Raw genomic sequence first — 19242 nt, 5'->3', positions numbered from 1 at the left:
ATTGCCATCAAACGATAAGGAAATGACACATGGCTGACATGGAAAAAATGCGCGCAAGCATCGCCGACATCCTGTCCATCCCCCTGGACGAACTGAAGGGCGACACCTTGCTGGAAAGCAGCGACTTCTGGGACTCGATGGCGCGCATCTCGATTGTGGCGCTGGTGTTCGAAACCACCGGCACGACCATCTCCGGCGAAGAGATCGAAGGCGTGGTGACGGTGCAGGACATCTTCGACCTGGCCGCCGGGAAAGTGAAAGGAGTGGCCTGACCATGCACACCATTTCCGGGGTTGCGGTGCGCGCGGTCACGGCCGCGCTGCCCGAACGCAGCGTGGGGCTGGACGGCTTCGCCGAGCTGTTCGGCGCCAAGGAAGTCGCCCGCATCGCGAAAAGCACGGGCATCGAGTCGGTCAGGGAAACCCAGACCCTGCACACGTCCGATCTGGTGATCGCCGCGTGCCGCCACCTGCTCGATCAAGGGCTGTGCGCCGCCGACGACATCGACGGGCTGATCGTGGTGACCCAGACGCCGGATTCCTGGGCGCCGGGGGTCGGCTACATCGTCCAGCAGGCGCTGGGCCTGCCGCAGCATTGCCTGGTCATCAACGTGACCGCCGGCTGTTCCGGCTATGTCAGCGCGCTGGTGCAAGCGGGGGCGCTGATCTCGGCCGGGGCCTGCAAAAGGATCCTGCTGTGCACGGGCGACGTGACCACGCGGATTCTCGACGAGCGTGACCGGCACGTGAAAATGCTGTTCGGCGACGCGGCGTCCGCCACGTTGCTGGAGGCGGGTGACAGTTCGTTCGAGTTCGTGTGCGGCACCGACGGCAGCGGCCGCGAGGCCCTGGCCTCCGACATCGCCTACACCCGGGACGCGGACAGCCAGGCCTGCGCAAGCATCCGCTGCCTGCAGATGGACGGCACGGCGGTGATGAACTTCGCGCTCGCCCGGGTGCCGCAGACCGTCAAGGCGCTGCTGGACGACACGGGCCTGAGCCCTGAGACGCTCGACCTGCTGGTGCTGCACCAGGCGAACGGCTTCATGCTCAATTACCTGCGCCGGATGATCGGCGTCGCCCCGGAGAAAATGCCGGTGGACATCGACGGCGTCGGCAACACCAGCTCCACGTCCATCCCGATCGTCCTGTCGCGGCATGCCGCCGTCGGCACGCCGCAGGCGCAGCACGTCGTGCTGTGCGGCTTCGGCGCCGGGCTGTCGTGGGGCGCGATGAAGGTCGACCTTCGCCAGACCCGTGCCGTGGCGCCGTGCTTCGTGCCGGAAAAGGCTGAACCGGCGGACGCAGAGGTGCGTGCGCAAGCCTAAGCTGTCTGTGCGGCGTGGCGGTGCCCTGGGTTTTCAGGGGCACCGTCACGTCCGCTCGTTTGCCCCTCAAGGGAGATTTCATGACCCCGACATTCTGGACGGCACTGGGCATCATCCCGAGCCGGGCCGTTCCGCCCTGGATTTCGCCTTCGCCGTTTCTGCCGACGTTCCAATTCTATGAATGCCATGAGTCGGGCACGATCCTGGCGTCACCGGAGCGCATCATCGACGCGGTCTGCGCCTTCGACATGCGCGAGGACCGCGTCGTCAACGCGCTGCTGTCGCTGCGCGAGCTGCCGGCGAAACTGCTGAGGATGCTGGGCAACCGGCGCACGCAGCCGGCCGGCGCGCCGTTCGGCTTTGATTCGTTCACGCCGCTGCAACGCACTCCGGACGAAGTGTCCATGGGCCTGGCGGGGCGTTTCTGGCGCCCGGACCTGAACGTGAACCGCGTCCCGGATGCGCAGGCGTTCACGGCGCTGGACGACCCGCGCATCGCCCGGCTGGTGCTGCGTTTCCAGGTCATCGAGCAAGGGCAGGGCGCGCGCACGCTGCGCACCGAGACCTTCGTGCATTGCCCCAACACCCGCACCCGCCTGCTGTTCACGCCTTATTGGCTGGCGATCCGTCTGGCCAGCGGCTGGATACGCCGACGCAACCTGGCCGCCATCGAGCGGCAGCTGTCGACGGCGGCCCGGTAGGGCGTCCGCTGCTGTAATGATTTGCATCAATTGGTAACATTCATAGCCTCCGCGAATCAATCCAGCCCGAGTCCCGACATGGCCATCAACTTCGACCTCAACGACCTGCAAGCCTTTCGCGCCGTGGTCGAGCAGGGCAGTTTCCGCAAGGCCGCCGACACCGTGCGCCTGTCGCAGCCGGCCCTGAGCCGGCGGATCGAAAAGCTCGAAGACGCCCTCGGCGTGAAGCTGTTCGAACGCACCACGCGCAAGGTCAGCCTGACCCAGGCCGGGCGCGGTTTCATGCCCAGCGTCGAGCGCCTGCTGGACGACCTGGACGTGGCGCTGCTGGGCATCAGCGAAGTGGCCTCGACCCGCCTGGGCCACGTCACCGTGGCGTGCGTGCCGTCGGCGGCGTACTACTTCATGCCCCGGGTGGTGGCCCGCTATCACCGGCAGTTCCCGAGGATCAAGGTCAAGGTGCTCGACTCCAGCGCCCACGACGTGCTCAGCGCGGTGGTCAATGGCGAAGCGGACTTCGGGCTGAGTTTCATGGGCACCCAGGAGGCGGGGGTGGATTTCGAGCCGTTGGTGCAGGAAAGCTACGTGGTGGCCTGCCGCCGCGACCATCCGTTGGCCGGGCGCAGCAGCGTGACCTGGGACGAGTTCTACCGCCAGGACTACATCTCGCTGGACAAGACCTCGGGCAACCGGTTTCTGCTGGACCAGGCGTTGACCCACGTGGTGCCGCAGCGCCCGAGCATCTGCGAAACGCGGCACGTGACGACCATGATCGGTCTGGTGGAGGCGGGGCTGGGGGTGGCGGCGGTGCCGTTGATGGCGATGCCGGCGGCGGACCATCCGATCCTGACGCGGATCCCGCTGACCGAACCGCAGGTGATGCGCAGCGTCGGCATCATCAAGCGCCGGGGTCGCACCCTGACCCCGGCGGCGTTGGAGCTGGAACGGCTGGTGGTGGAGATGAAGGTGCAGCCGGTCAGCGCTTGACCGAGTCCAGCCCGGTGGCCTGCACGTCGGTTTGGGCGGCCGGTGCGGCGAGGTAGGCGAGCAGCGCCTTGGCTTCCTGCGGGTGCTGCGCGCCCACCGGGATGCCGGCGGCGAAACGGGTCACCGACTGCACCGCTTCCGGGATCTTCGCCACGAAACTCACCCCCGGCACCGGCAGCAGTTCGCTGACCTGCTGGAAGCCCAACTGGTAATCGCCGCTGGCGACCACCGAGCCCACCGGAATTTTCGGGATCATCTTGGCCTTGGGCTTCAGCTGATCTTCGATGCCCAGTTTCTTGAACAGCTGCTGCTCGATGTACACGCCGCTGGCGCTGTCGGAGTAGGCCCCCGAGTGCGCGTCCAGCAGGGTTTTCTTCAGGCCTTCGACGCTGCCGATGTCCGGCTTCGGCGCGCCTTCGCGCACCACCAGGCCGATCCGCGAGTCTGCCAGTTCCACCCGCGAGGCGGGGTCGACCTTGCCTTGCTTGATCAGGTCGTCGAGGGCGTAGCCGACCATGATCACCACGTCGGCCTGCTCGCCACGGGCGAGTCGGTTGGGGATCGCTTCCGGCGCCTTGCCCATCGACGGGCCGAGCACGGTGTCGAGGGTGTTGCCGCTGCTGGCGGCGAACTTCGGGCCGAGGATCTTGTAGGCCGCGGTGAAGCCGCCGGAGGTCATCACCCGCAGCTCTTCGGCCTGGGCCCACGCGCTGACGGCGAACAGGGCGAGGGCGGTGAGGCTGATCAATTTTTTCATGGCAGGCTCCTTACGCCGCGACCGGTTGCAGACGGCCGCCGGCCCGGCGGTACAGGTACAGCGTCGCGCACAACGCACACAGTGCGCCGACGCTCATCCAGTAACCGGGTGCGGCCTTGTCGCCGGTGTATTCGATCAGGAACGTCGACATCGCCGGGGTGAAGCCGCCGAACACCGCCGTCGCCAGGCTGTAGGCCAGCGAGAAGCCCGCCACCCGTACTTCCACCGGCATGATTTCGGTGAGCGCCGGGATCATCGCGCCGTTGTACAGGCCGTAGATGAACGACAGCCACAGCAGCGCCAGCAGCATGTGGCTGAAGCTCGGCGCCTGCACCAGGAACGACAGCGCCGGGTAGGTGGTGGCCAGGGCCAGCAACGCCATGGCGATCAGCACCGGACGCCGGCCGATGCGATCCGACAGCGCGCCGCCGACCGGCAGCCAGCAGAAGTTCGACACACCCACCAGCAAGGTCACCAGCAGCGCGTCGGAGGTGCTCAGGTGCAGCACGGTCTTGCCGAAGGTCGGCGCGTACACGGTGATCAGGTAGAACGCGGTGGTGGTCAGGGCCACCATCAGCATGCCGCCCAGCACCACGGTCCAGTTGCGACCCAGGGTGCGGAACACTTCGCCCATGTTCGGGCGGTGCTTGCGTGCGGCGAACTCTTCGGTCTCCGCCAGGTTGCGCCGCAGCAGGAAGATGAACGGCACGATCATGCAGCCGACGAAGAACGGAATCCGCCAGCCCCAGTCGGCGATCGCCTGCGGCGCCATCCATTGGTTCAGCGCATAGCCCAGCGCCGCCGCGACGACGATCGCCACCTGCTGGCTGGCCGACTGCCAGGCGGTGAAGAAGCCGCGGTTGCCCGGTGTGGCGATCTCCGCCAGGTACACCGACACGCCGCCCAGCTCCGCACCGGCGGAGAAGCCCTGCAGCAGGCGCCCGATCAGCACCAGCGCCGGGGCGAACAGGCCGATGGTCTCGTAGCCGGGCACCAGCACGATCAGGATCGTGCCGCTGGCCATGATCGACAGGGTGACGATCAGGCCTTTGCGCCGGCCCACGTCGTCGATGTACGCGCCGAGCACGATGGCCCCCAGCGGACGCATCAGAAAGCCTGCGCCGAACACCGCGAAGGTCATCATCAGGGAGGCGAACTCACTGCTCGCCGGAAAGAACACCGCCGCGATCTGCGTGGCGTAGAAGCCGAACAGGAAGAAGTCGAACTGTTCGAGGAAGTTGCCCGAGGTGACCCGGAAAATGGCGCCGGCCCGCGAGCCGCCGTGTGGGATTGAGGCTGTCATAGAAAAGTACTCCACCGCTTTTATGACGTGCGCGACGGGAGGGCGGCGCACGGTTTTTATTGGGGCGGATAGTGGCGCAGCAGGATCGATCTGTTAATTGCATTGTTGGCATGGATTGATGCGCCTGGCGGATCAATGCCCGTTCCCGCGCGAGCCCCTGGCTGGCGATGACGTCAGTGAAGGCGCCGCAGGACAGGGCAGGCGCGAGGCGATCAGCTCAGGACATAGTCCACCGGCGTGAGCGCCGGCGGCAGTTGCGCGGCGCCGAGTTCCGAGAGGATGTCGCGCTCGATGTTGCGTACCAGCGCATCGGTCGGCAGGTCGTTCTCGTCGCGGCCGAAGGGGTCTTCCAGTTCGTCGGCGATGGCGTCCAGGCCGAAGAAGGTGTAGCTGACGATGGCGGTGAACAACGGCGTCAGCCAGCCCAGCGGCTCGGCCATGGCGAACGGCAGCAGGATGCAGAACAGGTAGATCGTGCGGTGCAGCAGCAAGGTGTAGGGGAAGGGCAGCGGCGTGTTCTTGATCCGCTCGCACACCGCCTGCGCCTGGGTGAGGCTGGTCAGGTGGTTGGCCAGCAGCATGTAGCGCCACTCGCTCAGCGCACCGCTTTGATGCAGGTCCGAGCATTGCTGGCCGATCTGCTGCAGGATCCGCCCGCTGTAGTCCGGCACCTGCGCATCGGGTTTGGGCGTGACCCACTCGGCGCTGGCCGCCGCTTCGTCTTCCCGGCGCAGCCGCGCATTGAGCGCATGGGCGAAGCCGCAGAGGTTGCGCAGCAGCGAGCGGCGCTCGGCGGACTCGCGGATGACGTGGGTCTCGCGGATCACCGAGCGGACGTGCACGATCACCTCGCCCCAGGCCTTGCGCGCCTCGTACCAGCGGTCGTAGCAGGCGTTGTTGCGAAAGTTCATGAAGATCGACAGCGACAGCCCGAGCAAGGTGAACGGCGTGGCGTTGACCTTGGTGAAGTTGCTCGGGTGCAGGATCTCCACCAGCACGATGGCCGACGCCAGCAGCGTGACCATCAGTGCGCGCATCGCGATGCGTTTGGCGATCGACCCCTTGAGGGTGAAGAGGATGGCGAACTGGTTGACCTTGGGTCGGATGATCATGCACGTCTGCCTTGAAGGGGTGGCGGGTCAGCCGCCGGTCATGTTCATGAAGCGCACGACCTGGACGTCGTCGTTCACTTCGAAATTATGGCGGTAGGGCTTGAGCTTCATCGCCTCGATGATCGCCTTCTCCAGCCGTTCCGGTTGCCCCGGGTGGGCCCGCAGCACCGCTTTCAGGTCCACCGAATGTTCGTTGCCCAGGCACAGCAGCAGGCGGCCTTCCACCGTCATCCGTACCCGGTTGCAGGTGCCGCAGAAGTTGTGGCTGTGGGGCGAGATGAACCCCAGCCGGATCTGCGGCGCCTCGGCCAGGCGCCAGTAGCGCGACGGGCCCTGGGTGGACTCGGCCGAATCGATCAGGGTGTAGCGTTCGGCGATCCGCTCGCGCACCTGGCTGCTGGAGAAGAACGACTCGGCGCGGCTGTGTTCGCTGATGGCGCCCAGGGGCATTTCCTCGATGAAGGAAATGTCCAGCTCCCGGTCGATGGCGAAACGCACCAGATCGTTGATCTCATGGTCGTTGCGGCCCTGCATCACCACGCAGTTGAGTTTAGTGCGGGTGAATCCGGCCTTGCGCGCGGCATCGATGCCATTGATCACCTGGGCCAGGTCGCCGGTGCGGGTCAGCTGCTTGAAACGGTCCGCGTCGAGGCTGTCGAGGCTGACGTTCAGGCGCTTGACCCCGGCGTCGAACAGCGGCGCGGCGAGCTTGCCCAGCTGCGAGCCGTTGGTGGTCAGGCACAGCTCGCGCAGGCCGGGCAGGGCGGCGATCTGCTCGCACAGCTTGACCGCGCCGGGGCGGATCAAAGGTTCGCCGCCGGTGAGGCGGATCTTGCGGGTGCCCAGCTTCACGAAGCTTTGCGCCACCTGAAAGATCTCTTCCAGGGTCAGCACCCGTTGGCGCGGCAGGAACTGCATGTCCTCGGCCATGCAATACACGCAGCGGAAGTCGCAGCGGTCGGTGACCGACAGACGCAGGTAGTCGACGCGGCGGTTGAAACCATCGATCAAGACGCGCTCTGACATGACAGCCTCGCTTGGGTGACGCCGCGAAAAACGGCGGGAGTCGGCGCAGGTTATGGGCAACTTTTAAATACGTCCAATCACTCTTAATGAACGACTGATTGATGCTGTCGATGATGAACTTTTTTTTGCCGTCCTGATGTTTCGTTAGTTCTGCAACTGCCTATGAATAAAGGGTTTTTCGTCGTGATAGATGGTTTCGATAAGGTGGTCGTTAATAGCGATTAGACAATGTTTTGCCCTCGTTCCTATCCTTGGCCCGGCAAATGAAACGACGGCGTTTTAGTTCAAAGACAGTCGTCGCCGTTCAACCGAGATCAGGTTCTAGCCTGTGTGCACCGTCATGGAGAAGTCCCATGTCACAAGTCGACCGCTACAAACCCTACAAGGGCGCCGCTGCAGGATGGGGGGCGGTGATCAGCCTCACCAAGAACTGGCTGGGCAGTGAAAACGCCCTGAAGAACATCCGCGCCATGCTCAAGACCAACCAGAACGGCGGCTTCGACTGCCCCGGCTGCGCGTGGGGCGAGGCGCCCGGCGCCGGCCTGCTGAAGTTCTGCGAGAACGGCGCCAAGGCCGTGAACTGGGAAGCCACCGGGCGCCTGGTGGACCCGGCGTTCTTCAACAAGTACACGGTCTCGACCCTGGCCGAGCAGAGCGACTACTGGCTCGAATACCAGGGCCGGTTGACCCACCCGATGCGCTACGACGCACGGATCGACCGTTACGTGGAAACTACCTGGGAGGAAGCCTTCGCCCTGATCGCCCGCCACCTCAAGGGCCTGAAGTCGCCCAATGAGGCCGAGTTCTACACCTCGGGCCGGGCCAGCAACGAGGCAGCGTTCCTGTACCAACTGTTCGTCCGCGCCTACGGCACCAACAACTTCCCGGACTGCTCGAACATGTGCCACGAGGCCAGCGCCGTGAGCATGATCGAAAGCCTGGGCGTGGGCAAAGGCACGGTGGTGTATGAGGACCTGCACCATGCCGACGCGATTTTCGTGATCGGCCAGAACCCCGGCACCAACCACCCGCGCATGCTCGAACCGCTGCGCGAAGCGGTCAAGCGCGGCGCCCAAGTGGTGTGCTTCAACCCGCTCAAGGAGCGTGGCCTGGAGCGTTTCCAGAACCCGCAGAACCCCATCGAAATGCTCAGCAACGGTTGGGAGGCGACCAACACCGCGTACTTCCGTCCGGCCCTGGGCGGCGACATGGCGGTGTTCCGCGGCATGGTCAAGTTTCTCCTGCAATGGGAGCGCGAAGCCCTGGCCACCGGCGGCGAGCCGGTGTTCGACCGCGCCTTCATCGCCAGCCACACCTCGGGCCTCGACAGTTACCTGGCCCAGGTCGACGCCACCTCCTGGGAACACATCGTCGAGCAGTCCGGCCTGACCCTGGCCGACATCGAACTGGCCGCGCGCATGTACGCCCGGGCCAAGAGCGTGATCATGTGCTGGGCCATGGGCCTGACCCAGCACGTGCATTCGGTGCCGACCCTGCAGGAGGTCATCAACCTGCAGCTGCTGCGCGGCAACGTCGGCCGTCCGGGCGCCGGGCTGTCGCCGGTGCGCGGGCACAGCAACGTGCAGGGCGACCGCACCATGGGCATCAACGAACTGGCGCCCAAGGATCTGATGGATGCCCTGGAGAAACGCTTCAAGTTCAAGGTGCCGCGCCTGCACGGGCACAACACCGTCATGGCCATCGGCGCCATGGAACGGGGCGAAGCCAAGGTCTTCATCGGCCTGGGCGGCAACTTCGCCCAAGCCACCCCGGACACCCCGCGCACCCACGCGGCGATGCGCAACTGCGACCTGACCGTGCACATCTCCACCAAGCTCAACCGCAGCCATCTGGTGACCGGCCGCGACGCGCTGATCCTGCCGTGCCTGGGCCGCACCGACATCGACATCCAGGCCGAAGGCCCCCAAGGCGTGACCGTGGAGGACACCTTCAGCATGGTGCACCTGTCGTTCGGCCAGCTCAAACCCAAGTCGCCGCACCTGAAATCGGAACCGGCGATCATCGCCGGCATCGCCGCCGCGACCCTGGGCAAGCACCCCATCGACTGGGAATGGGCGGTGGGCGACTACGGGCGCATCCGCGACCTGATCGCCGACGTGATTCCGGGCTTCGAGCGGTTCAACGAAAAACTGCTGACCCCCGGCGGCTTCCATCTGGGCAACGATGCCTCCGACCGGGTCTGGAACACCGCCAGCGGCAAGGCCCAGTTCACTCCGTGCGTGCTGCCCGAGCACCTGATCAGCGAAGGCGTGCGCAACCTGCCGGTCAAGCCGCACCTGATCCTGCAGACCATGCGCTCCCACGATCAGTACAACACCACCCTGTACGGGCTCGACGACCGCTACCGCGGGGTGTACGGCATGCGCGACGTGGTGTTCGCCAACGAACAGGACATCCGCCGGCTCGGGTTCGAACCGGGGCAGAAGGTCGACCTGGTGGCGCTGTGGGACGACGAGCGCGAGCGGCGGGTCAGCGGTTTCACCCTGATCGCCTACGACATCCCCGCAGGGCAGGCCGCCGCGTACTACCCGGAGACCAACCCGTTGGTGCCGCTGGAAAGCTACGGCGACCGCACCTACACGCCGACCTCCAAGTTCGTGGCGATCCGCCTTGAGGCGGCCGAGGCGAGCAACCTGATTCCGTCGTCGGTGGCGTAACCGCCCGAAGCGATCCGACCCTTTCGCAATTCGACTGGCTGCAGGCGTTCGCGCCTGGCGGTGGCCCGGCCGTGTGCCGCCGCTTTTCAGCCTTGATGAGGACATCATCATGTTCAACCTGGAGGCACTGGACCTGGCGCGGATTCAATTCGCGTTCACGGTTTCGTTCCACATCATTTTCCCGGCGATCACCATCGGCCTGGCGAGCTTCCTGGCGGTGCTCGAAGGCCTGTGGCTCAAGACCGGCAACGACACCTACCGCGACCTGTACCATTTCTGGTCGAAGATCTTCGCCGTCAACTTCGGCATGGGCGTGGTGTCCGGCCTGGTCATGGCGTACCAGTTCGGCACCAACTGGAGCGGCTTCTCGGACTTCGCCGGGAGCGTCACCGGGCCGTTGCTCACCTATGAGGTGCTCACGGCGTTCTTCCTTGAGGCCGGGTTCCTCGGCGTGATGCTGTTCGGCTGGAACCGCGTGGGCCGGGGGCTGCACTTCTTCGCCACGGTGATGGTCGCCATCGGCACGCTGATCTCGACCTTCTGGATCCTCGCGTCCAACAGCTGGATGCAGACCCCGCAGGGCTTCTCGGTGGTGGACGGGCGGGTGATGCCGCTGGACTGGCTGGCCATCGTGTTCAACCCGTCGTTCCCCTTCCGCCTGGCGCACATGGCCATCGCCGCGTTCGTCGCCACGGCGTTCTTCGTCGGTGCGTCGGCGGCCTGGCACCTGCTGCGGGGCAACGACACCCGGCAAGTGCGCAAGATGTTTTCCATGGCGCTGTGGATGGCGCTGATCGTCGCGCCGATCCAGGCGGTGGTCGGTGACGCCCATGGCCTGAACACCCTGGAGCACCAGCCGGCGAAGATCGCCGCCATCGAGGGCCACTGGGAAAACCACGGCAACGAGCCGACCCCGCTGGTGCTGTTCGGCATCCCGGACATGCAGGCGGAGAAGACCCAATACGCGCTGGAGATCCCGTACCTCGGCAGCCTGATCCTGACCCACAGCCTCGACAAGCAGATCCCGGCGCTCAAGAGCTTCCCCAAGGAAGACCGGCCGAACTCGACCGTCATCTTCTGGAGCTTCCGGGTCATGGCCGGGCTGGGCATGTTGATGATCCTGGTCGGCGTGCTCGGCTTTGCGCTGCGGCGCAAGGGCGCGGTCTACCGCCACCGAGGCTTCCAGCGCCTGGTGCTGCTGATGGGGCCGAGCGGTCTGGTCGCGCTGCTGGCCGGCTGGATCACCACCGAAGTCGGGCGTCAGCCGTGGGTGGTGTACGGCCTGCTGCGCACCCATGACGCGGCGTCGCACCACTCGGTGGCGCAGATGAGCACGTCGCTGGCGCTGTTCGTGGTCATCTACTTCTCGGTGTTTACCGTGGGCATCGGCTACATGATGAAACTGGTCGCCAAGGGCCCGCAGCCGCACCACGACCACGATCCTGAGGACGACAGCCAGCAGGCACCGCGCCGGCCGCTTTCGGCCGCCAACGTCCACCTCGAATCCGCCAGCCGGATCCACTGAATAAGGAGCGTTGAGACATGGGTATTCAAGGCATCGACCTGTCATTGATCTGGGGCGTGATCATCGCCTTCGGGGTGATGATGTACGTGATCATGGACGGCTTCGATCTGGGCCTCGGGATCCTGTTCCCGATGATCCCGGACGGGCAGGAGCGCGACGTGATGATGAACACCGTCGCGCCGGTGTGGGACGGCAACGAAACCTGGCTGGTGCTGGGCGGGGCGGCGTTGTACGGCGCGTTCCCGCTGGCCTACGGGGTGATCCTGGAGGCGCTGTACCTGCCGCTGGTGTTCATGCTGGCGGGGCTGATCTTCCGGGGCGTGGCGTTCGAATTCCGCTTCAAGGCGCCGGCCGAGAAGCGGCATCTGTGGGACTTGGCGTTCATCGGCGGTTCGCTGCTGGCGACGTTCTCCCAGGGCGTGGTGATCGGCGCCTACGTGGCCGGGATCCCGGTGGTGGACCGTCAGTTCGCCGGCGGCAGCCTCGACTGGCTGGCACCGTTCCCGCTCGCCTGCGGCGTCGGCCTGGTGGTGGCGTATGCGCTGCTGGGCAGCACGTGGTTGCTGGTCAAGACCGAAGGCATGCTCGAATCGCGGATGCGCCACTACAGCCGTCCGCTGGCGTGGCTGCTGCTGGCGATGGTGGTGGTGATCGGCGTGTGGACGCTCAAGCTGCATCCGGAACTGGCGGGGCGCTGGTTCACCCATGCGCACCTGACGGTGTTCGCGGGGCTGGTGGTGTTGGCGCTGCTGGCGCTGTTCGGCCTGCTGCGCTCGCTGCGCCGGCGTCACACCCATTGGCCGTTCGTGTTCACCCTGGTGCTGATGTTCCTGGGCTACATCGGCCTGGCGCTGAGCATCTGGCCGAACATCATCCCGCCGTCGGTCAGCCTGTGGGCGGCGGCGTCACCGGCCACCAGCCAACTGTTCGCCCTGATCGGCGCGCTGTTCATCCTGCCGGTGATCCTGATGTACACCTTCTGGAGCTACTACGTGTTCCGCGGCAAAGTGAGGATCGGCGATGGCTACCATTGAGCGACGTGACGTGAAACCGCAGCGCTGGCATCGGCGCCTGGGCTGGCTGTTGCTGATCTGGCTGGGCAGCGTCGCCTCGCTGGCGGTGGTGGCCAGTGTGCTGAAGCTGCTGATGTATGCGGCGGGGATGAGAACCCACTGACCCTGCAAAAAAACCGGAGCCTGGCTCCGGTTTTTTATTGCGCCCAGGAAACCTGTGGGAGCCAGCCTGCTGGCGATGACGGTGGGTCAGGCGCAGGAGATGTCGGCAGTGTGGACCTCATCGCCAGCAGGCTGGCTCCCACCGTTTTATTGCGGTGAGCACAGCATCTGCTAGCACCACCATTCCCTGTGGGAGCCAGCCTGCTGGCGGTGGCGTCACTCGGCGCCGAACAGGGCGGTCCAGTAGATGCCCGCGTCGCTCTTCGGGTCCACCGCGTAGGCGGCGCCGAGTTCGCGGTACTGCGGGTTCATCAGGTTGGCGCAATGGCCGGGGCTGGCGAGCCAGCCGGCCACCACTTTCTGCACGGTGTCTTGGCCGGCGGCGATGTTCTCGCCGACCTGCTGGCCGCCGTAGCCCGCCAGTTCGGCGCGGTCGCCCGGCGTGCGGCCGTCGCGGTCCTTGTGGTCGAAGTAGTTTTTGTTGGCCATGTCGCGGCTGTGGTCCTGGGCGACGGTGCCGAGCACCGCATTCCACGCCAGCGGTCCGGCGGCGGAGAACGCTTGGCCGCCGCACTGGCGCGGCTGGGCTCGGGCGGCGTTGAGCTGCTCCAGCAGTTTCTGGCCTTCGCTTGGCCCGTCGCCGAGGCGGGCGGACAGCAACGGCCGGGCCAGGGTGATGCGCCAGTCGCGGTCGCTGCGGCTGACGCCGACATCGACGAACTGCGGATCCAGCACCACCTGGCAGAAACTCTCCTGGATCGCCTTCATCGCCGCCGCCGCATCCCTCGGCCCGTTGAGGCTGATCGCCTGCACGTTGACCATCGGGTAGCTGGCGCGGGCCATGGCCTGCTGCAGGTCGACGACGCCGCTGGCCGGCAGGATCAGGCGCGGGTCGGCCGACAGCGGCGGCAGCTCGCTGGACGCCTGGGTGCCGCAGCGCTGGGGCTGGCTGCGGTAGCTGTTGATCGACTCGACCAGTTGCGACTCGTCGGTGGCCATGGCCGAGGCGGCGAACGCCAGGCCCACGGACAACGCGGCAAGGCGCAGAGCGGATGGCATGAAGCGCATGGAAATCTCCCTTGGGCTGAGTGCGCACATCATGCGCGAAAGGGCCCCGGTGGGTGCAATGCCTTTTTCTTCGCGGCGGCGATTTTTCCGCGCCCCATGGCCTCGGATTTTGCCGTCTACACTCTGCGAGAGCCCCGCAATCCGGGTGTCTCAGCCGCACAACACATTGCCCGGACCGGGCGCTGCCGGAAGTGTCGATCATGGGATTCAAAGGCGTGGTTGTCTGTCTTGCGTTGACCTTGTCGTGCGGCCCGGCGTTGGCCGCCGAACAAGCCCCGATCCAGGAAAAGGCCGAAGCCAAGGCCCAGGTGCTGGAGGAAAAGGCCGCCGACCAGGTCAGCGCCGCACCGGCGCCCAAGTCGCAAGCCATCACCCCGACCGAAGTGCAGGCGGTCGATCCGGCGGGCGCGGCACCGTTGGACGATCCCATTACGTGCCTGGCGCGCAGCATCTATTGGGAAGCCAAGGGCAAGGACACCGCCGACATGGAAGGCGTGGCCAGCGTGGTGATGAACCGGCTCGGCCACGACGGGTTTCCCGGCACGGTCTGCGAGGTGGTCAAGCAGGGGTCGGAGACCAAGAGCTGCCAGTTCTCGTGGTGGTGCGACGGCAGGCCGGACCAGGTCAAGGAAGATGCCGAGTACGCGCTGGCCAAGGAGATCGCCGCCAAGGCCCTCAACCGCCAGCTGACGGATCGCACCCACGGCGCGTTGTATTTCCATGACCGCAACGTTCACCCGAGCTGGGCGAACGAGTACCGCAAGACCGCCGAGACGGCGAAATTCCTCTTCTACAAACCCGCCGGCGGCGACGCCCGTTAGGCGCAGACCTGGCGCACGCAGTCGCGCAGCCAACGGTGGGCGGGATCGGCGTCCATCCGCGGGTGCCAGAGCATCGAGACGGTCAGCGGCGGCAACGTCACCGGCAGGCTGAAACTGTGCAGGCCTGCGCGCAGGGAGCCGGTGTGGCGCTCCGGCACCGTGGCGATCAGGTCCGAGTCGCGCACCAGCGCCAGGGCGGCGGAAAAGCCGCCGACCAGCGTGACGATCTCCCGCGCCAGCCCTTGGGCGTGCAGCGCATCGTCCACCAGGCCGGTCTCGCGCCCGTGCCGCGACACATGGACGTGCGCGCCGGCGGCGAAACGCTTGGCGCTGACCTTGCCCGACGCCAACGGATGGCCCGCCCGCACGACACCGACCCAACGGTCCTCGAACAGGATGCGGCTGTGCAGGGTGTCGTCGGTGCGCGTGCCGACCACCCCGGTCTCCAGGTCGACCCGTCCTTCGCGCAGGGGGGCGCTGTCCTGGTCGGCTTTCTGCAGAAAGCGCAGGCGCACGCCGGGCGCCTGCGCCGCGATGAGGGCGAGCAGGGCGGCGGCGAAAGTCTCGACGAAACCGTCGCTGCTGCGCAGGGTGAAGGTGCGTTGCAGTTGGCCGAGATCCAGCGCCTGGACGGGGCGCAGCACCGCTTCGGCTTCCTGCACCAGGCGGCCGACCTGTTCGCGCAGGGCCACGGCCCGAGGCGTCGGCACCAGGCCGCGCCCTGCGCGCACCAGCAACGGATCGCCCGTGGTGTCGCGCAGACGGGCGAGGGCGCGGCTCATGGCCGACGGGCTCAGGCGCAGCCGCTCGGCGGCGCGGGCGACGCTGCCTTCGCTGAGCAGCACGTCGAGGGTGATCAGCAGGTTCAGGTCCGGTGCATTCATGACATGGCGTTTCATGCAGGTATGGAGTGCAAAGCATGCGTCTTCCGCCTTATCTCGTCCAGACATAGGCTGCGCCCATGACCTTCGCGAAGAGCGCCTGCCATGTCCCCACAGCCTTTACACTGTTCCTCCCGCTGGGCCCTGACCGGCCTTTCCCTGTCCATGCTGATGCCGTCCCTGGACACCAGCATCGCCAATGCCGGCCTGCCGACGCTGGCGGCCGCCTTCGGCGCCGCGTTCGCGCAGGTGCAGTGGGTCGTCCTCGCTTACTTGCTGGCGATCACCACGTTGATCGTCAGCGCAGGTCGCCTCGGTGACCTGATCGGGCGGCGTCGCCTGATGCTGATCGGCATCGGCCTGTTCACCGCCGCGTCGTTGTGTTGCGCGCTGGCGCCCGGATTGGGGTGGCTGATCGCGGCGCGGGCGGTGCAGGGGCTCGGCGCGGCGGTGATGCTGGCACTGACGGCGGCACTGGTGGGCGATGCGGTGCCCAAGGCGCAGACCGGCCGGGCGATGGGGCTGCTGGGCACGATGTCGGCCATCGGCACTTCGTTGGGGCCGTCGTTGGGCGGGCTGCTGATCGCGCAGACGGGGTGGCCGTCGATCTTCCTGATCAACGTGCCGTTGGGACTGCTCAACGGCTGGCTGGTGTGGCGTCACCTGCCGGCGGATCGGGGGGGGGAGAAGCGGGTGCGGTTCGACCACGCCGGGACGTTGGCGCTGGCGCTGACCCTGGCGGCGTATGCGTTGGCGATGACCGTCACGGGAACGCCGGGCGCCACGGTGGCGCTGTTGTCGATCAGCCTGCTGGGCCTGGGCCTGTTTGTCGCGGTCGAGCGGCGTGCGGCGGCGCCTTTGATGCGCATGGCGCTGTTTGCCGATCCGCGCCGTGCTGCCGGTCTGGCGATGACGGCGTTGGTGGCGACGGTGATGATGACGACGCTGGTGGTGGGGCCGTTCTACCTGAGCCGAGGGTTGGGGCTGGGCAGCGTGGCGGTGGGCCTGGCGCTGTCGGTCGGGCCGTTGGTGGCGGCGCTCGGCGGCGTGCCGGCGGGATGGCTGGTGGATCGCTTCGGGACGCGGCGCATGGTGGCGGGCGGATTGGCGGCCATGGCCGGCGGCTGTGTGTTGCTGGCGGTGTTGCCGACGGGCCTTGGGTTGCCGGGGTATCTGCTGCCGATCGCGTTGGTCACCGCCGGGTATGCGCTGTTTCAGGCGGCCAACAGCAGCGCCCTGATGGCGGACGTCGGCCAGGACCTGCGCGGGGTGATGTCGGCGATGCTGGGGCTGGCCCGTAATCTGGGGCTGATCACCGGGGCGGCGGCGATGGGAACCGTGTTCGCCCGGGTCGCCGGCGATCCGGCACAGGCACCGGCCGCCATGATTGCCGCAGGCTTGCACCTGACCTTTGGCGTCGCCGCGACGCTGATGGTCATCGCCATTGCCGTAAACGGCACGGCCCGCAACCTGTCGGCGTTGGTGGGGCAGCGGTAGCGGAGTGTCAGGTGATGGGGATGTCGGCAGTGCCGGCCTCATCGCTGGCAAGCCAGCTCCCACAGGTTTTGTGGTAACACCCAGGATCCCCTGTGGGAGCCAGCCTGCTGGCGATGGCGGTGGGTCAGGCGACGGGGATGTCGGCTGGGCTGGCCTCATCGCTGGCAAGTCGAGTCGTCGCACCGCAGCTCCCACAGGGCCCAAGGTGAATACTGAACCCGCGCACACCACAAAAACCTGTGGGAGCCGGCTTGCCGGCGATGGCGGTGGGACAGGCGATGGGGATGTCGGCGGGTTCAGGGGTGTTCTCTGGACGGCGTTTGGCGGGCGGGGAAGAAGAGTTCGAAGCAGGTCTCGCCGTCGGCGCTGCTGGCGCTGTAGCGGCCTTGATGCAGTTGCATGATGGTGGCGACGATGGACAGGCCCAGGCCGTTGGACTGGGCCGAGCGCTGGCGGGACTGGTCGACCCGGTAGAAGCGTTCGAACAGCCGCGGCAGGTGTTCGGCCGGGATGGTCGGGCCGTGGTTGCGTACCCGCAGGCGGCTGCCGTCCGGTCCGGCGGCGGCTTCGACCCGCACCGTCGAATCCGCGGCGCCGTACTTGATCGCGTTGGCGCACAGGTTGGCCAGGGCCCGGCGCAGCAGCATCGGTTCGGCCCAGATCACACCGCTGCCGCGGGCCTCGATGCAGATGCCCGCGTCCGCCGCCAGGCCTTCGAAGTAGTCGGCGATGCGCTGCATCTCGTCGGCGGCGTCCAGCTCCTGGCGCTGGCTCATGGCGCTGGCCGGATCGGTGCGGGCCAGGAACAGCATGTTGTCGAGCATCCGCGCCAGCCGTTCCAGTTCCTCGACGTTGGAGGCGAGCAGTTGCTGGTAGGCCTCGACGCTGCGGTTCTGCTGCAGCGCGACCTGGGTTTCGCCCAGCAGGTTGTTGATCGGCGTGCGCAGTTCGTGGGCCATGTCGGTGGACACCTGGCTCAGTTGCGCAAAACCCTTGGCGAGCCGGTCCAGCATGGCGTTGAACGCATCGATCATCGGCTTCAGCTCCCGGGGCGTGCCGTGGCTGTCGAGGCGCTCGCCCAGGTTGCCGACGCCGATGCCGTGGGCATGCCGCGCCAGCCGGCGCAACGGCAGCAGGCCACGGTACACCAGCAGGCAGCCGATCAGCGCCAGCACCGCCGCCGCCAGCGTCGCCAGGCCGTAGACGCTGAGTCGGTAGGTGGCGAGCATCGCCGTGCGTTCGGTCATCAGGCGGCCGGTGAGCACTTGCAGGTTGCCCAGTTCGCCGGAGTCGATGGTCGCCGCCACCGCCGAAAACGGCACGCCGTTGATGCTCGGCAGATGCTTCACGTCGCTCAGCGCCATCGGGTGGCCGATGGGCACGGCGGGCACGCTGGGGGTGGCGAGGTTGCCGGGGTTGACCACCAGCAGCGGCGGCTGCCCCGGCGCGCCGATGGTGAGCAGGGCCTCGCGGTTGCCGAGCATGTTCTGGAACAGCGCCGGCTTGTTCTTGATCAGCTCCAGGGTGTTGCTGTCGTTGAGGAAGGTGCGCAGCTGATCGACCCGGCTGGCCAGCTGGATGTCGTCGCGGCGGATCAGCTGTTCTTCGAGTTCGTTGTACAGCGCCGCCCCCAGGCCCGCCAGCGACGCGAAGGCGAGCAGGGCGAAGACCAGCGCCAGGCGCAGGGTCAGCGAATAGGTGCCGTTGGTTTTCATGGCTGAATGTCGAAGCGGTAGCCGATGCCGCGCACGCTGTGGATCAGCTTGAGCGCGAACGGATCGTCGAGCTTGGCCCGCAGGCGACGCACCGCGACATCGACCACGTTGGTGTCGCTGTCGAAGTTCATGTCCCATACCCGCGAGGCGATCAGCGAACGCGACAGCACTTGGCCGGTGTGGGTGGCGAACAGTTGCAGCAGGGCGAACTCCTTGTTGGTCAGGACGATCCGCGTGCCGGCGCGGGTGACCCGGCGCTTGAGCACGTCGATCTGCAGGTCGGCCACCTGCAACTGTTCCTCTTCATGGATCGGCCCGCGCCGGGTCAGGGTGCGCAGGCGCGCCACCAGTTCGGCGAAGGAGAACGGCTTGATCAGGTAATCGTCGGCGCCCAGCTCCAGGCCCTTGACCCGGTCGGCGATGTCGTCGCGGGCGGTGAGGAACAGCACCGGCGTGTCGGCTTCCTTGCGCAGCCGGCGCAGGACTTCCCAGCCGTCCATCTGCGGCATCATCACATCCAGCACGATCACGTCGAAGCCGTGCTCCAGCGCCAGGTGCAGGCCGTCGGCGCCGTTGCGCGCCAGGCTCACGCTGTAGCCCAGTTCCTGCAAGCCGTTGAGCAGGTAGTTGCCGGCCTTGGGTTCGTCTTCGACGACGAGGATGTTCATG

Annotated in this window: 18 protein-coding genes; 10 read left to right on the top strand and 8 right to left on the bottom strand. The window is 66.7% G+C overall.

The window, feature by feature from the left end; translation table 11 throughout:
• The first annotated feature begins 29 nt into the window (after positions 1 to 29).
• The 4 genes from CAG41_RS09355 to CAG41_RS09340 all read left to right on the top strand — a co-directional run bounded on the left by CAG41_RS09355 (position 30) and on the right by CAG41_RS09340 (position 3015).
• Positions 30 to 272: an acyl carrier protein gene (locus CAG41_RS09355; protein WP_085579971.1), complete on the top strand. Its 243-nt coding sequence runs from the start codon at positions 30 to 32 to the stop codon at positions 270 to 272.
• A 2-nt stretch (positions 273 to 274) separates the two neighbouring features.
• Positions 275 to 1327: a ketoacyl-ACP synthase III gene (locus CAG41_RS09350; protein WP_256575480.1), complete on the top strand. Its 1053-nt coding sequence runs from the start codon at positions 275 to 277 to the stop codon at positions 1325 to 1327.
• 80 nt (positions 1328 to 1407) lie between these two features.
• Positions 1408 to 2028 (top strand): DUF2867 domain-containing protein, encoded by a 621-nt coding sequence (locus CAG41_RS09345; protein ID WP_085706917.1) that lies wholly within the window; start codon positions 1408 to 1410, stop codon positions 2026 to 2028.
• Between the two features lie 78 nt (positions 2029 to 2106).
• A complete protein-coding gene (locus tag CAG41_RS09340) occupies positions 2107 to 3015 on the top strand; it encodes a LysR family transcriptional regulator (RefSeq protein ID WP_085579977.1) in 909 nt (302 codons plus the stop codon).
• Here CAG41_RS09340 and CAG41_RS09335 read toward each other — a convergent pair.
• The 4 genes from CAG41_RS09335 to moaA form a co-directional block, all read right to left on the bottom strand.
• Complete coding sequence (locus tag CAG41_RS09335) at positions 3005 to 3772, bottom strand: substrate-binding domain-containing protein (protein WP_085706916.1); 768 nt, start codon at positions 3770 to 3772, stop codon at positions 3005 to 3007. The genes CAG41_RS09340 and CAG41_RS09335 overlap by 11 nt on opposite strands.
• A gap of 10 nt (positions 3773 to 3782) precedes the next feature.
• Positions 3783 to 5075, bottom strand: a complete 1293-nt coding sequence (locus CAG41_RS09330) for an MFS transporter (protein WP_085579981.1) — start codon at positions 5073 to 5075, stop codon at positions 3783 to 3785.
• A 212-nt stretch (positions 5076 to 5287) separates the two neighbouring features.
• Positions 5288 to 6187: a bestrophin family protein gene (locus tag CAG41_RS09325; RefSeq protein WP_085706915.1), complete on the bottom strand. Its 900-nt coding sequence runs from the start codon at positions 6185 to 6187 to the stop codon at positions 5288 to 5290.
• Positions 6188 to 6214: 27 nt separating this feature from the next.
• Positions 6215 to 7213 (bottom strand): GTP 3',8-cyclase MoaA, encoded by a 999-nt coding sequence (gene moaA, locus CAG41_RS09320; protein WP_085579985.1) that lies wholly within the window; start codon positions 7211 to 7213, stop codon positions 6215 to 6217.
• Positions 7214 to 7566: 353 nt separating this feature from the next.
• Here moaA and CAG41_RS09315 point away from each other — a divergent pair, with 353 nt between their 5' ends.
• From CAG41_RS09315 to CAG41_RS09300, 4 genes are all read left to right on the top strand, one after another.
• Positions 7567 to 9891, top strand: a complete 2325-nt coding sequence (locus CAG41_RS09315; protein ID WP_085706914.1) for an FdhF/YdeP family oxidoreductase — start codon at positions 7567 to 7569, stop codon at positions 9889 to 9891.
• Positions 9892 to 10000: 109 nt separating this feature from the next.
• Positions 10001 to 11416 carry a cytochrome ubiquinol oxidase subunit I gene (locus CAG41_RS09310; protein WP_085580109.1) on the top strand — a complete coding sequence of 472 codons (1416 nt, stop codon included), beginning with the start codon at positions 10001 to 10003 and terminating at the stop codon, positions 11414 to 11416.
• A 17-nt stretch (positions 11417 to 11433) separates the two neighbouring features.
• Entirely contained in the window at positions 11434 to 12450 is a 1017-nt protein-coding gene (cydB, locus tag CAG41_RS09305; RefSeq protein ID WP_085579989.1) for a cytochrome d ubiquinol oxidase subunit II, read from the top strand.
• Positions 12437 to 12592: a DUF2474 domain-containing protein gene (locus CAG41_RS09300; protein WP_085579991.1), complete on the top strand. Its 156-nt coding sequence runs from the start codon at positions 12437 to 12439 to the stop codon at positions 12590 to 12592. The genes cydB and CAG41_RS09300 overlap by 14 nt, the downstream gene beginning before the upstream one ends.
• Before the next feature lie 215 nt (positions 12593 to 12807).
• Here CAG41_RS09300 and CAG41_RS09295 read toward each other — a convergent pair whose 3' ends face one another.
• Positions 12808 to 13659 carry a CAP domain-containing protein gene (locus CAG41_RS09295; RefSeq protein WP_085579993.1) on the bottom strand — a complete coding sequence of 284 codons (852 nt, stop codon included), beginning with the start codon at positions 13657 to 13659 and terminating at the stop codon, positions 12808 to 12810.
• A gap of 200 nt (positions 13660 to 13859) precedes the next feature.
• On the opposite strand from CAG41_RS09295, the gene CAG41_RS09290 reads away from it, so the two are divergent.
• Complete coding sequence (locus CAG41_RS09290; protein WP_085579995.1) at positions 13860 to 14480, top strand: cell wall hydrolase; 621 nt, start codon at positions 13860 to 13862, stop codon at positions 14478 to 14480.
• Here the strand turns inward: CAG41_RS09290 and CAG41_RS09285 are convergent.
• Positions 14477 to 15364, bottom strand: a complete 888-nt coding sequence (locus CAG41_RS09285) for a LysR family transcriptional regulator (RefSeq protein ID WP_085579997.1) — start codon at positions 15362 to 15364, stop codon at positions 14477 to 14479. The two genes, CAG41_RS09290 and CAG41_RS09285, sit on opposite strands and share 4 nt — an antisense overlap.
• A 102-nt stretch (positions 15365 to 15466) precedes the next feature.
• Here CAG41_RS09285 and CAG41_RS09280 point away from each other — a divergent pair, with 102 nt between their 5' ends.
• Positions 15467 to 16858, top strand: a complete 1392-nt coding sequence (locus CAG41_RS09280) for an MFS transporter (protein WP_085706913.1) — start codon at positions 15467 to 15469, stop codon at positions 16856 to 16858.
• A 296-nt stretch (positions 16859 to 17154) separates the two neighbouring features.
• Here the strand turns inward: CAG41_RS09280 and CAG41_RS09275 are convergent, their stop codons facing one another.
• Both CAG41_RS09275 and CAG41_RS09270 read right to left on the bottom strand, forming a co-directional pair.
• Positions 17155 to 18573: a heavy metal sensor histidine kinase gene (locus CAG41_RS09275; protein ID WP_085579999.1), complete on the bottom strand. Its 1419-nt coding sequence runs from the start codon at positions 18571 to 18573 to the stop codon at positions 17155 to 17157.
• A complete protein-coding gene (locus tag CAG41_RS09270; RefSeq protein WP_085580001.1) occupies positions 18570 to 19241 on the bottom strand; it encodes a heavy metal response regulator transcription factor in 672 nt (223 codons plus the stop codon). Before CAG41_RS09270 ends, CAG41_RS09275 begins: the two co-directional genes overlap by 4 nt.
• Between the last annotated feature and the right edge of the window lies 1 nt (position 19242).

This window comes from Pseudomonas sp. B35(2017) (assembly GCF_002113645.1).
Classification (GTDB): Bacteria; Pseudomonadota; Gammaproteobacteria; order Pseudomonadales; family Pseudomonadaceae; genus Aquipseudomonas; species Aquipseudomonas ekonensis.
Note: the sequence above shows the minus strand (reverse complement) of the source record. Positions and strands in the feature narration are given on the sequence as shown.